Source organism: Streptomyces sp. AM25 (genome assembly GCF_058146165.1).
In genome coordinates this window covers 193154-206598 of sequence record NZ_JBKIWN010000014.1, presented here as the reverse complement: position 1 = coordinate 206598, position 13445 = coordinate 193154, and the positions used below count along the sequence as shown (strand labels likewise).

Here is a 13445-nt window from a genome sequence, read left to right as displayed (position 1 = left end):
ACCCGGCGAGTTGGCGGCTCCCGTGCTGGCTCCGCTGCCGATCCCGCCCGTCTCAGTCTCCGTCTCATTCACCGCCGTTCAATGCCGTTCACGGCGGTTCACGCCGCGGGCGGGGGTACGGGGATGAACGGAGGTGAACGGCCGCGGATTGCACCCTGACCAGCAGGAGCAGACCTCGAAAGCGAGTGTGGCGCAAGTCACCGAGGGTTCAAATCCCTCCGCTACCGCTGACAACACCCCTCCGGGAGCCGAGCTCCCGGAGGGGTGTTCTGCATGTGCGGGGTTGTCCGTGGCTTGTCGCGCAGTTCCCCCGCGCCCCTTTCGGGGCGCGGGGAACCGCTGCTACACCGGCCACATCTGCAGCTGCAGTTCTGCGGCGGCGACCTCGCCCGCCCAGGTCACCACGGCGTCCGGGCGGACGACCGCGGCCGCCTCGCCCCTCAGGCGCAGTGCCCGGCGCGCGGCGGGTGAGGTCACCCGCACCACGCCCACGCCCGCGCGCTCCGCGGCCCGGGCGGCCAGCCGGGCCGCCGTCGGGGAGGCCGCGTCGGCGAAGAGCAGCAGGGTCCACTGCGCGGGGTCGAGCAGGCCGTGCAGCCAAGTGCCGTCGGACAGGCGGACGTCGGGGAGCCGGCGGCCCGCGCGCAGGCTGCCGTGGCGCTGCCGGAAGCCCGGGTAGCCGAGGGCGAGCTGGGCCTGACGGGGCGCCACGACGCGGTCGAGCAGGCCCGCCGACTGAGCGGCGCGCAGCGCGGTGTCGCGGACGGTGCGCCGCCAGCCCTGCAGCAGCCACATGCGGGTCTGCAGGTCGGTGTCGTCCACAACGCCCCTGGCCACGTGCTGCCGTTCGCGCTCCCAGTCGTCCAGGGCGGCCGGCCCGTGCGAGCCTTTGACGACGTTCGCCAGCCGCCAGCCCAGCGAAGAGGCGTCCTCCAGGCCGGTGTTCAGGCCCTGCCCGCCCGCAGGGCTGTGGATGTGGGCCGCGTCGCCGGCGAGCAGGACCCTGCCCGTCCGGAAGCGCTCCGCCGCCCGGCGGTGCACCCGGAAGACTCCCGTGCGGGGCTCGCCCAGCATCCGGAGGGGCACCGGGCAGCGCTCGTCCGCGGCCTCCTGGACGATGCGCAGGGGGTCGTCCACCGGGACGTCCGGGGACACGCTCACGAAGGCCCGGTACAGGCCGCCCGGGAGCCCGACGACGACCAGGACGCCGGAGGGCGTCATGAAGTAGTGCGCCTCGTCGTGCGGGAGCGACGTCTCGCACTCGCCGTCGGCCAGCAGGAACTGCTGCTCGTACGAGGCCCCGGTGAAGGGGACGCCCACGGCCTTGCGGACGGTGCTGTGGGCGCCGTCGCAGCCCACCAGCCAGGCGCACGACTCCGTCCACGTCGCATCGCCGCTCGACAGCCGCAGCTCGACGCCGTCCTCGTCCTGGCGCAGCCCCTCCAGCCGCACACCGAACTCGATCTTCCCGCCCAGCTCCGTGAAGCGTTCGCGCAGGACGGCCTCGGTCTCCTCCTGCGGCAGGGACAGGGCGAAGGGGTAGCGGGTCCCGGTGATCCGGTCGAAGTGGGTGCGGGCGAGCCTGCGGCCGCCGGAATGATGGTTCTGCGCACGGATGACGTGCCCGCGCGCGACGATCTCGTCCGCGACGCCGATCCGGCCGAGGGCCTCGATGCCCCGCGGCCACATGATGATGGCCTTGGCGTGCGGGTTCGGCCGGTCCGACTGCTCGATCAGGCGGACCGGGACGCCTCGTCCGAGCAGTTCCGAGCCGAGGGTCAGACCGACCGGTCCGGCACCGACGATCACCACTCCGGATGCCGCCGCCGTGTTCGTGTCACTCATGGTCGTGTGCCTTTCTCAGACCAGCGCCGGTGCGGGCTCGGCCTGCTCCGGCTCCGCGGCGGTACCGGACGCCTCGGACGCCTTGTGCCGCGCGCCCACGACGGCCACGAGGACGGTCACCGCGGCGCAGAAGGCCGCCATGACCCACAGCACGTCGTGCAGTCCGCCGGTGTAGGCGCTGCTCGCGACGGAACGGAAGGAATCGCGCATCCCGGCCGGCACGGTGCCGGCGGGCCCGTCGAGCTGTCCCTGGTTCACCGAGGCGGCCAGGGCGCCGGGGTCGTGCGCGTACGGGCCGGAGAAGGCGTCCAGGCGCGAGCCGAGGTGGGAGCGGGTGAAGGTGACCATCAGCGTGCCCGCGATGGCGATCGCCACGGTCTCGCCGCCGAGGCGCATGGTGTTGAACATGCCCGCCGCCATGCCGGCCCGCTCGGGCTCGACGCTGGAGACGGCCGCGCCGTCCTGCACGCCGAAGGCGATGCCGACGCCGATGCCGATGACCAGGTACGGGCCCAGAGCGGCCCAGTTGCTGATGCCGGGCTCCATCACCGTCAGCCATGCCACGCCGAGGGCCGGCAGGCCGACCGAGGCGGTCACCAGGTGGTTCAGGGGGATCCAGCGCTGCAGGTATCCGGCGATCATCGGGAAGAAGATGGTGGGCACGGTGAGCATCAGCAGGTCGGTGCCGGCGTGCATGGTGGTCTCGCCGTTGACCGCCGTCAGGTAGCTGGGCAGGTAGACGAGCAGCGGGGTGAAGCCGGCGACCATGGCCACCGCGGCGGCGCACAGCGAGGCGAACCGCGGCTGCCGGAAAAGGGTCAGGTCGGCCATCGGGCGCTCCTGACGGCGCTCGGCCACGACGAACGCGACGAACAGGACCGCGGAGACGACGAAGGCGGCGACCACCAGCCCGTGGCCCCAGCCCAGTTCGGGGCCTTCGAGCAGTGCGGTGATCAGGCTCGCCAGCGCGGCGGTGAGGGTCACCGTGCCGGCCCAGTCCACCCGGGTGGCCCCGGGGTCGCGCGACTCCGGCAGCAGGAAGGAGAGCAGGACGACCACACCACCCGCGACGGCGGGCACCAGGAAGATCGCCCGCCAGCCGAACGTGGTCGACAGTGCGCCGGAGACGAAGGGCCCGAAGGCCTGGCCGATGCCGACGACCGTGCCGAAGACGCCGAAGGCCTTGGCGCGGGCGGGACCGGTGAAGATCTGGGCGAGCAGCGCGCTTCCGGAGGTGAGGACCGCGGCCGCGCCCAGACCCGCGACCGCGCGGGCCGCGTCCAGGACGAGGATGTCGCCGGACAGTGCCGAGACCAGCGACGAGAGCGCGAAGACCGCACTGCCCGTCGCGAAGACCTTCCGGCGGCCGAACCGGTCCGCGAACGCACCGCTGGCCAGCATGAAGCTGGCGAAGGCCAGGTCGTATCCGTTCACGATCCACTGGCCTGCGGCAAGGCTGTTGTGGAAGTCGTCCGCCACGCCCGGCATGGCGACGGACGCCCCCGTCAGGGATATGGGCAGGAGGAACGAGGCCAGCACGACGGTCACCAGACTGATGACCGGGCGGCGGGCGTCGCGCTGCGGTGTGTCCTTCATCGTGATCGAAATCCTTGTCGGTAGGTGCGATGCGGGAGTTCGGGAATGCGCGCCTCGCAGATCAACCTAGGCCGGGGCCGGGGCCGGGTGAATTCCCCTTATGGCGCGGGCGATATCACTTTCGGAACACGGCGCCCGCGCATACCCCTTAGGGAGAGCCGGGGTGCCGCTCTCGGCGCACCGTGGCCCGAACCCGCCGTTCCGCAGGCTACGTTCGGCCCCCTGGAGGTAGCCATGAATACGAACTGCTCACTGTCGCAGCACCGCGTGATCGTCGTGGCCGACCCCTTTCCGGTTCCCCGCGCCGCGGTGGCCTCGCTGCTGCGGCATTCCGGGGTGGCCGATGCGACGGGCGAAGCGGAGTCGCGGGAAGGCGCGCTGGAGACGGTCCGGCGGCTGGGTGCGGACCTGCTCGTCACGGATGTCGACCTCGTGGAGCCGGGCGACGGCGTGCAGTTGGCCCGCCAGGCCAAGGGGCTCGCGCGGCCGCCGACCGTGCTGGTGTTCGCCGGTGCCGACGATCCGGCCGTGGTCGCGGCCTGTCTGGCGGCCGGGGCCGACGGCTTCGTGCACCGGTCGGCCATGCCCGAGCGGCTGGTGCAGGCCGTGGAGACGCTCGCGGCCGGGCGTCCCGTCTGGCACCTGCGCGAGCACGGCGCGGGCGGCACCCGTGCGCCGTCGGCCATTTCGGGCATGACCGCGCGCGAACAGCAGGTCCTCGGGCTGCTGCTCGGCCGCTATTCCAACGACGAAATCGCCGCCGAACTGCATCTGGCCCGGCAGACCGTCAAGAACCACGTGAGCAATGTGCTGCACAAGCTCGGCGTGGCCAACCGGCGGGAACTGCTGGCGCAGACCCGTGCGGCGTCCTGACTTTCCTAGGAGATCTTCCGTGAATCGATTCCAGGGCCGTGTCGCCCTCGTCACCGGTGCCAGCCGCGGCATCGGATTCGCCGTCGCCGAGCGGCTGGTCGCCGAAGGGGCGCGGGTGTGCATCACCGCGCGCTCGGCGGAACCGCTGGCCGAGGCCGTGAAGGCATTGGGCGGGCCCGAATTCGCCTTGGCCGTGGCCGGAAAGGCGGATGATGCCGCGCATCAGGCGGAGGCGGTGGAACGGACCGTCGGGGCATTCGGCCGGCTGGACGTCCTGGTCAACAACACCGGGATCAACCCGGTGTTCGGCCCGGTCCTCGACGTCCAGGAGTCCGCGATCCGCAAGGTCTTCGAGGTCAACGTGCTGGCCGCACTGGGCTGGCTGCGGCACGCGCGACGCGTGTGGATGGGTGAGCACGGCGGCAGCGTCGTCAACATGACGGCCGTCGCGGGCCTCCGCCCCGCGGAGGGGATCGGGGCGTACGGGGCCAGCAAGGCGGCCCTGATCCACCTGACCGAGCAGCTGGGCCGCGAACTCGGCCCGCGGATACGGGTGAACGCGGTGGCGCCGGCCGTGGTCCGGACGCGGTTCGCGGAGAAGCTCTACGAGGAGCGGGAGGCGGAAGTGGCGGCCGGGTACGCACTGGGGCGGCTCGGGGTGCCGGAGGACATTGCGGCGGCGGTGGCGTATTTGGCGTCGAGTGACGCCAGTTGGGTCACCGGGCAGACGCTTGCGGTGGACGGGGGGCTGATCACCGCGGGGGGCGGCATCTGAGGAGTTGCCCCGATCCTCAAACGCCGGACGGGCCGACTGTGTCGGCCCGTCCGGCGTTTGCTCCCTCACGCCCTCACCACGCGAAACGGCTCACCACCTCCGCCGCGCACACCGGCTTCTCCCCGCCCTCGCGTTCCACCGTCACCGACGTGGTCACCTGCACCCCGCCCCCGGCCTCCCCGACATCGACGATGCGCGCCCTGGCCCGCACCCGCGAACCCGCAGGCAGCGGGGACGGGAAACGTACCTTGTTCGCACCGTAGTTGACGCCCATCGTCGCCCCGACGACATCCATCAGCCGCGGCACCAGCACCGGCAGCAGCGACAGCGTCAGATACCCGTGGGCGATCGTCGTGCCGAAGGGGCCGGCCGCCGCGCGCTGCGGGTCCGTGTGGATCCACTGGTGGTCGCCCGTGGCCTCGGCGAAGAGGTCGATGCGGGCCTGGTCCACCTCCAGCCAGTCGCTCGGGCCCATCTCCCGGCCCACGGCCGCCCGGAGTTCGTCCGCCGACGTGAAGCTCAGCACAGCGGACCCCCGGCCACGTACACGACCTGGCCCGACACAAAGCCCGCGGCCTCGCTCGCGAAGAACGCGACGGCTTCCGCCACGTCGTCCGGTGTGCCGACGCGCCGTACCGGGATCTCCGCCGCGCAGGCCGTCTTGAACTCCTCGAAGGTGACGCCCATGCGCTCCGCCGTCGCGGCGGTCATGTCGGTGGCGATGAAGCCGGGCGCCACCGCGTTCGCCGTCACGCCGAACTTGCCGAGTTCGATGGCCAGCGTCTTGGTGAAGCCCTGCAGACCGGCCTTCGCGGCAGCGTAGTTGGCCTGGCCGCGGTTGCCGAGGGCCGAGGAGCTGGAGAGGTTGACGATGCGGCCGAAGCCCTCGTCGACCATGTGCTTCTGGACCGCGCGGGACATCAGGAAGGCGCCGCGCAGGTGCACGCCGAGCACGGTGTCCCAGTCGGGGACGGTCATCTTGAACAGGAGGTTGTCCCGCAGCACGCCCGCGTTGTTGACGAGGATCGTCGGGGCCCCGAGCCGCTCGGATATCTCGGCGACGGCGGCCGCGACCTGTGTCTCGTCGGAGACGTCCGCGCCGACGGCGAGCGCGCGGCCGCCGGCCTTCCCGATGCGCGCGACGGTCTCCGCCCCCGCGGCGGCGTGGAGGTCGAGGACGGCGACGGCATGGCCGTCGGCGGCCAGCCGCTCGGCGGTGGCCGCACCGATGCCGCGGGCCGCTCCGGTCACGATCGCGACACGTGCATGCGTAAATGTGGTGGTCATGAGGCGACGGTAGGCGGCACCGGGGCGGAACAGAGGCCCGTTGACGCCAACGACACCGGCCGGTGTTTCTTCCGGGACATGCAGGGTCCACCTGGGAGGCATTTCCCTTGAATCGCCTTCCCCGCGGCCCATAACGTCCGTGGTGCACCGCAATTGCAACGCCGCAATCGCAGTGGATCAGCGAATTCATTCAGGAGGAATCATGCCGGTCGTCACCGTTCTCCAGGGCCCCCGCGACGTCGAGCTGAAGCGCGACCTGGTCGCCAGGATCACCGACGCCTTCGTGGACGCCTACCAGATCCCGGCCGAGACCGTTCAGGTCTGGGTCACCGAGGTTCCCACCGACAGCTGGGGCACCGCCGGCAAGCTCACCGCCGACAAGTAACCCGCACACCCCCCACACCGACGGTCCCGGCCCCGCACCCCCGACGGCGGCCGGGACCGTGGCGTAGGCCTCCGGAGGAGACATGAACACCGCAGCGCTGGCGGCCTGGCTGGCCGCGCACCTGCCCGGCTGCCCCCCGCCCGCCGGCGCCCGGCTGCTGGCCGGCGGACGCTCCAACCTGACGTACCGGATCGACTGCGGGGACCGCAGCCTCGTGCTCCGCAGGCCCCCGCTGGGCCATGTCCTCGCCACCGCCCACGACATGGCGCGCGAGTACCGCGTGCTCACCGCGCTCGGGCCCACCGCCGTGCCCGTGCCGCGCACGTACGGGCTGTGCGAGGACCCCGCGGTGCTGGGCGCCCCGTTCTACGTGATGGAGCTGGCCGAGGGCGTCACCTTCCGCAGCGACGCCGAACTCGCCCCGCTCGGGCCCCCGGCGGCCGGGCGCACCGCCTTCGCGCTCGTCGACACCCTCGCCGCCCTGCACGCCGTGGACCCCGCGCAGGCCGGACTGGCGGACTTCGGGCGCCCCGAAGGCTTCATGGCCCGCCAGGTGCGGCGCTGGCGCCGGCAGTGGGAGGACTCCCGCACCCGTGACGTCCCCGGGGCCGGCGCCCTCAACGACCGCCTCGCCGCGAGCTGCCCGTCCGGCGGCGCGGCCTCCCTCGTCCACGGCGACTACAAGCTCGACAACGTGCTGCTGGACCGGGACGATCCGGGCCGGATCAACGCCGTGCTCGACTGGGAGATGTCCACCCTCGGCGACCCGCTCGCCGACCTCGGCATGCTCTGCATGTACTGGGACGGCTTCGCCGGATTCCCCCACTCCCCCGTCGCCACCCCCGGCGCGCTCCCCGGCTGGCCGTCGGCCGCGCAGCTCGTGGAGCGCTACGCCACGCGCAGCGCCGTGCCGCTCGACCGGCTCGGCTGGTACGTCGCCTTCTCCTTCTACAAGCTCGCCGCCATTCTCGAGGGCATCCACTGCCGCACCGTCCAGGGCCACACCGTCGGCGACGAGCCGGCGGCGCTCGCCGAGGCCGTGCCGCTGCTCGTCGAGCGCGGGCACGCCGCACTCGACGCGGCCGCCCGCTGATCCCGCTACGGAGACAGAGACCATGGAATTCGCGTACGACGCCCGGACCGAGGAACTGCGTGCCCGGATGCGGGCCTTCCTCGACGATCATGTGCTGCCCGCCGAGCCGGTGTTCGCGGCCCAGCACGCCGCCGGGCACCCGTGGGGGCGCCCCCCGGTCCTGGAGGAGCTGAAGGCCGAGGCCCGACGCCAGGGCCTTTGGAATCTATTCTTTGCAGACCAGCACAGCCTGCCGGGCGAGGAGTTCGGCGCGGGGCTGACGAACCTGCAGTACGCCGCGCTCGCCGAGATCACCGGCCGCAGCCCGCACATCGCACCCGAGGCCGTCAACTGCGCGGCGCCGGACACCGGGAACATGGAGGTCCTCGCGCTCTTCGGCACCCCGGAGCAGCAGGACCGCTGGCTCAAGCCGCTGCTGGACGGCACGATCCGGTCGGCGTTCTGCATGACCGAGCCGGAGGTGGCCTCCTCGGACGCCGCCAACATCGCCACCCGCATCGAGCGGGACGGCGACGAGTACGTGATCAACGGACGCAAGTGGTGGTCGTCCGGGGCGATGGCCCCGGAGTGCGAACTCCTCGTCGTCATGGGCAAGACCGACCCCGACGGGCCGCGGCACCGGCAGCAGTCGATGATCCTCGTCCCCCGCGACACCCCCGGCGTGCACGTCGAGCGCGGGGTGACGGTCTTCGGCTACACCGACGGACCGCACGGCGGCCACGCGGAGGTCGTCTTCGACAACGTCCGCGTGCCGGCGGAGAACATCATCGCCGGGGAGGGCGAGGGCTTCGCCATCGCCCAGGCCCGGCTCGGGCCCGGGCGCATCCACCACTGCATGCGGCTCATCGGCATGGCGGAACGCGCCTTCGACCTCATGTGCGAGCGGGTCGGCCGGCGCACCGCCTTCGGGAAGCCGCTCGCCGAACAGGGCGTCGTGCAGGAGTGGATCGCCGAGTCGCGCGTCCGCATCGAGCAGGCGCGGCTGCTGGTCCTGAAGACCGCCTGGCTGATGGACACCGTCGGCAACAAGGGCGCGCACACGGAGATCCAGGCCATCAAGATCGCGGTGCCGGAGATGGCGGAGTGGGTGCTGGACCGGGCCATCCAGGCCCACGGTGGCGGCGGGGTGTCCCAGGACTTCCCCCTGGCGCAGTTGTGGGCCCATGCCCGGACGCTGCGCTTGGCCGACGGTCCCGACGAGGTGCACCGCGCCTCCTTGGCGCGGCGGGAGTTGAAGCGGTACCGCTGAAAAGTGCGGGTCGTTCGTGGCTTTTCGCGCAGTTCCCCGCGCCCCTTCCGGGGCGCGGGGAACTTTTTTCGTGTCCGGCAACCAGTACTCCCGGTACCGGAATTCCCCGGAATTCGGTACCACGCGGTCCATGGAATCGAATTCCGCCCGCCATATCGTTTTTCCCATGAAGAACACGGAACGCATAGTCGTCACCGGGATAGGCGTCGTCCTTCCCCATACCCTGTCCGTGGACCGGTTCTGGGCGAACATATCCGGCGGGCTCTCGCAGGTCGGCCGGCTCACCCGGTTCGACGGCGCGGAGGCCGGGCTGCCGGTGCACGTCGCCGCCGAGATCAACGGCTTCGACCACCACCCCTTCCTCCCCGAACTGAGCGACGCCCACGCGGCCAAGTACTCCCGCGAGATCCTCATCGGCATGTCGGCGGTGGCCGAGGCCCGGCGGGACGCGGGGCTGGCCCCCGGTGACGTCGAGCCGCGCCGGCTGGGCATCGTGATGTCCTCCTCGCGCGGACCGTCCGCCTGGTGGCGCGACGTGCTGACCGGCGCCGACCCGACCGCCTTCGGCGACAAGGGCGCCATGTTCCGCGGCCTGCCCGGCTGCCCGGCCACCCTCTCCGCGATCTACACCGGCGCCCAGGGCCTCGTCACCACCATCGGCAACGCCTGCGTCGGCGGCCACCAGGCGATCGGCGTGGCCCTGCGCGAGCTGCAGTCCGGCGCCGCGGACGTGATGCTCGTCGGCGGCCACGAGTTCCCGATCCTGCCCGAAGTCGCCTCCTGCTATCGGGCGATGGGCAGCGGGGTGATGTCCACCGAGCGCGACGACCCCACACGCGCCGTCCGTCCCTACAGCAACGACCGCGAGGGCTTCGCGCTCGGCGAGGGCTCGGTCGTGCTCTGCCTGGAGCGCGAGTCGGCGGCCCGCGCCCGCGGCGCCCGGATCTACTCCGAGATCCTCTCCGCAGCCTCCCTCAACGAGGCCGCCCACCCGACCACCATGGACCTCACCGGCAAGGTCACCGCCGCCCTGATCGAGGACCTGCTGGCCGACGCCGGCCGCAGCGCCGAGGACGTCGACTACTTCTGCGCCCACGGCACCGCCACCCGCTACAACGACATCGCCGAGTCCCGCGCCCTGCGCGCCCTCTACCCCGAGCGGACCGTGGGCCAGCTCCCGCCCATCAGCTCCAACAAGCCCATCTACGGGCACACGTTCGGCCTCGCGGGCATCATCAACGTCGCCGCGACCAGCCTGATGATCCACCACCGCACCATCGCCCCGACGATCAACTTCACCACGCCCGACCCCGAGTGCGACCACGACCACGTCTTCGAGGGCGCCCGCCCGGCCGAGCTGGACCTCGCCGTGTCGATGTCCTTCGCCTTCGGCAGCCAGACCTCGGTGGTCGCGGTGGGAGCGCCGTCATGACCCGGCAGCCGCTGATCGCCTCCGACGTCGACGAGCTGGTCCGCCGGCTGGTCGAGCCCGGCGACCACGTCCACCTGGCCGGGACCCCGTCCCGCCCCAACGCCCTGACGTACGCGCTGTGCCGGGTGTTCGGCGCGGAGGGCCGGCTGACCGTGAGCACCACGGCCGTGCACTCCTCGGCCCACGCGCTCGCCCTCTCCGGCGTCGCCGAGAAGGTCGTCGCCGGGTTCGTCGGCGACACCTACCCGTCCCCGCGGCCCAACCCGCTCTACGCCCGGCTGGAGCAGGGCGAGCCGTTCGCCTTCGAGGCCTGGTCGCTGCTGAGCTACGTGCAGCGGCTGATCGCCGGCGCCCAGGGCGCCCCCTACGCCGTCACCGGCTCGCTGGCCGGCACCGACCTGGCCGAGGGCAAGCCGGGGGTGCTGCACCGGGTGCCCGACCCGGCCCGGCCCGGCGAACACGTGACGCTCATGGCCCCGTTGCGCCCGGACGTCACGCTCGTCCACGGCGCGGTCGCCGACGAGGACGGCAACATCGCCCTCGTACCGCCGCTCGGCGAAGGCGCCTGGGCCGCGTACGCCGCGCAGCGCGGGGTCGTCGCATCGGTCGAACGGATCGTCTCCCGAGAGGAGTTGCGGAAGATCAACGACCGGGTGGTCATCCCGGGCCAGCGGGTGCTGGGCCTGTGCGAGGCACCGATGGGGGCCCACCCCCAGTCGCTGCGCACAGGCGGACTGGCCGGCGTCGCGGGCTACTTGGACGACTACGCCTTCCTGGAGGAGATCGTCGCCTCCTGCCACGGCCCGCAGCGCGGCGACGACTGGTACCGCACCTGGGTCACCGGACCCGGCTCCCACGCGGGCTACGTCCAGCGGCTCGGCGCCGAACGCCGGGCGGCCCTCGCCGAACCGGGCACGGTGCCCGAGGAGCCGTACGCCGAGGAGACCGAGCTGTGGCAGGAGATCGCCCGCAGCGAGGCGGCGGCCCGGGCCCGGCTCACCGCCGGGGAGCGCAGCGCCGCACCGGCTCCTCCGGTGCCGACGGGGACGGAACCGCCCAGCCGCCAGGAGCAGTTGATCGTCCTCGGCGCCCGCGCCGTGGCCGACCAGGTGCGCGAGCACGGCTACGACACCCTGCTCGCCGGCATCGGCACCTCGCACATGGCGGCGTGGCTGGCCGCCGGGCTGCTGCGCGGCGGCGGGCACGACGTCAAGGTCGTGGCGGAGCTGGGGATGTACGGGTTCACGCCCGAGCCCGGTGACGTCTACCTGTTCAGCCTGCTGCACGCCGGACGCAGCGAAATGCTCGCCGGGATCCCGGAGATCCTCGGCGGCATGGTGGCCGCCAACCCGCGCGCCCTGGGCGTGCTGGCAGCCGCGGAGATCGACGGCACCGGCACGATCAACACCAGCCGGGGCGCGGACGGCCGCTGGCTGACCGGGTCCGGCGGGGCCAACGACATCGCCTCGTCCACCGACTGCGTGGTGATCGCCCCGTCCTCCCGCCGCCGCTACGTCGGCGAGGTCGGCTACCGCACCAGCCCCGGGCACCGGGTCCGCGAAGTGGTCAGCGACTTCGGCCGGTTCCGCCGCACGGACGGCGGGGACGGCTTCCGGCTCGCCACCTGGCTGGGCCCGGAGGGCGGCGACGGTCCCGGCGCCGTCGAGGAGCGGGCTGCGGCCGCCGTGGCCGAGCGGACCTCGTGGTCCGCGGACGTCACCGGGGTCGTGCCCGAGAAGCCGGTGACGGACGAGGAGTTGGCGTTGTTGCGGTCCCTCGACCCTGACGGTCGGTACCGCTAGCCGCTTCATCTGCGGGTCCGTTGTGGCTTGTCGCGCAGTTCCCCGCGCCCCTTCGGGGCGCCATTCATCCCCAACTTCATTCCTAGGAGCACCCTCATGCACGCACGTACCGAAGGCCGTACCTGGACCGGATCCGGGCTGAAGTTCGCCGGGCTCGGCCACTACTACCCCCGTCACCTGCGCCGCCACGACGGCGAGGTGACCGTCGGCGGGCGCACCTACCCGCCCGAGGCCGCCGCCGAACTGGGCGTGCGCAGCCTGCACGTCGCCGACGAGGACGAGACGCTGGAGTTCATGGCCGTCCAGGCCGCCCGGAACGCGCTGGAGAACGCGGGTTACGGCGCCGCCGACCTGGACCTCGTCGTCCTCGCCAACTGGACCGACCGGCAGTGGATCCCGGAGATCGCCCCCGGTGTGGCCGCCGCGCTCGGCGCCCACGGCGCCCTCGCCTTCGACGTGTGCGGCGCCTGCACCGGATTCGTCCACGGCATGCAGACCGCCGCCTCCCTGCTCACCGCACACCCCGGCTGGAAGCGCGCCGTGGTGGTGGCGGCCGACCGGTTCACCCGCCGCGCCCGGCCCGGCACCCGCGGGCAGCTGGTCTTCGGCGACGCGGCCGGCGCCGTCGTCCTGGAGAAGGGCGACCCGGACGACCCGAGCGGCCTGCTCGACTCCGTGCTCGACTGCGACGCCTCCGAGGCCGACACCGTGGCCGCCCGCGCCCCCGAGGGCTTCCTGCGGCCCAAGCCCGAACTGATCGACCTGGCCGTCCGCTCCAGCCTGCAGGTCGCGGACAACGTCCTGGACCGCAACGGGCTCAAGACCTCCGACATCGACTGGCTGGTGCCCCACCCGGGCAACAACGCCATCCACGCCGGGGTACGCGACGGACTGGACCTGCCCGTCGCCAAGTTCCTCACCAACTTCGCCGACCGCGGCAACACCGGCTGCGCGTCCATCCCCATCGCGCTCTCCGAGTTCATGCAGAGCGGCGTCCTCTCGTCCGGCGACCTGGTGCTGTCCACGGCGGTCGGCTCCGGCTGGTACTACGGCGGGCTGCTCTACCGCCTGTGAGCCCCGCACCTCACCCGCAGGCTTCCCCTCCCAC

The 13445-nt window shown here is 72.6% G+C and carries 12 protein-coding genes; 8 read left to right on the top strand and 4 right to left on the bottom strand.

The window, feature by feature from the left end:
• Positions 1–342: 342 nt before the first annotated feature.
• Positions 343–1845, bottom strand: a complete 1503-nt coding sequence (locus ACLHRZ_RS20060) for an FAD-dependent monooxygenase (protein ID WP_490419852.1) — start codon at positions 1843–1845, stop codon at positions 343–345.
• 15 nt (positions 1846–1860) lie between these two features.
• Positions 1861–3441 carry an MFS transporter gene (locus tag ACLHRZ_RS20055; RefSeq protein WP_490419851.1) on the bottom strand — a complete coding sequence of 527 codons (1581 nt, stop codon included), beginning with the start codon at positions 3439–3441 and terminating at the stop codon, positions 1861–1863.
• 234 nt (positions 3442–3675) lie between these two features.
• Here ACLHRZ_RS20055 and ACLHRZ_RS20050 point away from each other — a divergent pair, with 234 nt between their 5' ends.
• Together ACLHRZ_RS20050 and ACLHRZ_RS20045 are read left to right on the top strand one after the other, a co-directional pair.
• Positions 3676–4314 (top strand): LuxR C-terminal-related transcriptional regulator, encoded by a 639-nt coding sequence (locus ACLHRZ_RS20050; protein ID WP_490419850.1) that lies wholly within the window; start codon positions 3676–3678, stop codon positions 4312–4314.
• Positions 4315–4333: 19 nt separating this feature from the next.
• A complete protein-coding gene (locus ACLHRZ_RS20045) occupies positions 4334–5089 on the top strand; it encodes an SDR family oxidoreductase (RefSeq protein ID WP_490419849.1) in 756 nt (251 codons plus the stop codon).
• A gap of 73 nt (positions 5090–5162) precedes the next feature.
• Here ACLHRZ_RS20045 and ACLHRZ_RS20040 read toward each other — a convergent pair whose 3' ends face one another.
• Both ACLHRZ_RS20040 and fabG read right to left on the bottom strand, forming a co-directional pair.
• Positions 5163–5615 (bottom strand): MaoC family dehydratase, encoded by a 453-nt coding sequence (locus tag ACLHRZ_RS20040; protein ID WP_490419848.1) that lies wholly within the window; start codon positions 5613–5615, stop codon positions 5163–5165.
• Entirely contained in the window at positions 5609–6376 is a 768-nt protein-coding gene (gene fabG, locus ACLHRZ_RS20035; RefSeq protein WP_490419847.1) for a 3-oxoacyl-ACP reductase FabG, read from the bottom strand. Before fabG ends, ACLHRZ_RS20040 begins: the two co-directional genes overlap by 7 nt.
• Positions 6377–6578: 202 nt before the next feature.
• Here fabG and dmpI point away from each other — a divergent pair, with 202 nt between their 5' ends.
• The 6 genes from dmpI (at position 6579) to ACLHRZ_RS20005 (ending at position 13411) form a co-directional block, all read left to right on the top strand.
• Positions 6579–6761, top strand: coding sequence for a 4-oxalocrotonate tautomerase DmpI (gene dmpI / locus ACLHRZ_RS20030; RefSeq protein ID WP_490419846.1), 183 nt, complete (start codon positions 6579–6581; stop codon positions 6759–6761).
• Positions 6762–6843: 82 nt separating this feature from the next.
• Positions 6844–7854, top strand: coding sequence for a phosphotransferase family protein (locus tag ACLHRZ_RS20025; RefSeq protein ID WP_490419845.1), 1011 nt, complete (start codon positions 6844–6846; stop codon positions 7852–7854).
• 22 nt (positions 7855–7876) lie between these two features.
• A complete protein-coding gene (locus ACLHRZ_RS20020; RefSeq protein ID WP_490419844.1) occupies positions 7877–9103 on the top strand; it encodes an acyl-CoA dehydrogenase family protein in 1227 nt (408 codons plus the stop codon).
• A 166-nt stretch (positions 9104–9269) separates the two neighbouring features.
• Positions 9270–10535, top strand: a complete 1266-nt coding sequence (locus tag ACLHRZ_RS20015) for a beta-ketoacyl-[acyl-carrier-protein] synthase family protein (protein ID WP_490419843.1) — start codon at positions 9270–9272, stop codon at positions 10533–10535.
• On the top strand, positions 10532–12337 hold the full coding sequence (locus ACLHRZ_RS20010) for a CoA-transferase (RefSeq protein ID WP_490419842.1): 1806 nt from the start codon (positions 10532–10534) through the stop codon (positions 12335–12337). The genes ACLHRZ_RS20015 and ACLHRZ_RS20010 overlap by 4 nt, the downstream gene beginning before the upstream one ends.
• Before the next feature lie 96 nt (positions 12338–12433).
• Positions 12434–13411 (top strand): ketoacyl-ACP synthase III, encoded by a 978-nt coding sequence (locus ACLHRZ_RS20005; RefSeq protein WP_490419841.1) that lies wholly within the window; start codon positions 12434–12436, stop codon positions 13409–13411.
• The last annotated feature ends 34 nt before the right edge of the window (positions 13412–13445 follow it).

Excerpts from the sequence above, each read along its gene's own strand:
- dmpI (WP_490419846.1), top strand. The coding sequence starts at position 6,579 with ATGCCGGTCGTCACCGTTCTCCAGGGCCCCCGCGACGTCGAGCTGAAG.
- ACLHRZ_RS20020 (WP_490419844.1), top strand. The coding sequence starts at position 7,877 with ATGGAATTCGCGTACGACGCCCGGACCGAGGAACTGCGTGCCCGGATG.
- ACLHRZ_RS20025 (WP_490419845.1), top strand. The coding sequence starts at position 6,844 with ATGAACACCGCAGCGCTGGCGGCCTGGCTGGCCGCGCACCTGCCCGGC.
- ACLHRZ_RS20055 (WP_490419851.1), bottom strand. The coding sequence starts at position 3,441 with ATGAAGGACACACCGCAGCGCGACGCCCGCCGCCCGGTCATCAGTCTG.
- fabG (WP_490419847.1), bottom strand. The coding sequence starts at position 6,376 with ATGACCACCACATTTACGCATGCACGTGTCGCGATCGTGACCGGAGCG.
- ACLHRZ_RS20050 (WP_490419850.1), top strand. The coding sequence starts at position 3,676 with ATGAATACGAACTGCTCACTGTCGCAGCACCGCGTGATCGTCGTGGCC.
- ACLHRZ_RS20005 (WP_490419841.1), top strand. The coding sequence starts at position 12,434 with ATGCACGCACGTACCGAAGGCCGTACCTGGACCGGATCCGGGCTGAAG.
- ACLHRZ_RS20060 (WP_490419852.1), bottom strand. The coding sequence starts at position 1,845 with ATGAGTGACACGAACACGGCGGCGGCATCCGGAGTGGTGATCGTCGGT.
- ACLHRZ_RS20015 (WP_490419843.1), top strand. The coding sequence starts at position 9,270 with ATGAAGAACACGGAACGCATAGTCGTCACCGGGATAGGCGTCGTCCTT.
- ACLHRZ_RS20010 (WP_490419842.1), top strand. The coding sequence starts at position 10,532 with ATGACCCGGCAGCCGCTGATCGCCTCCGACGTCGACGAGCTGGTCCGC.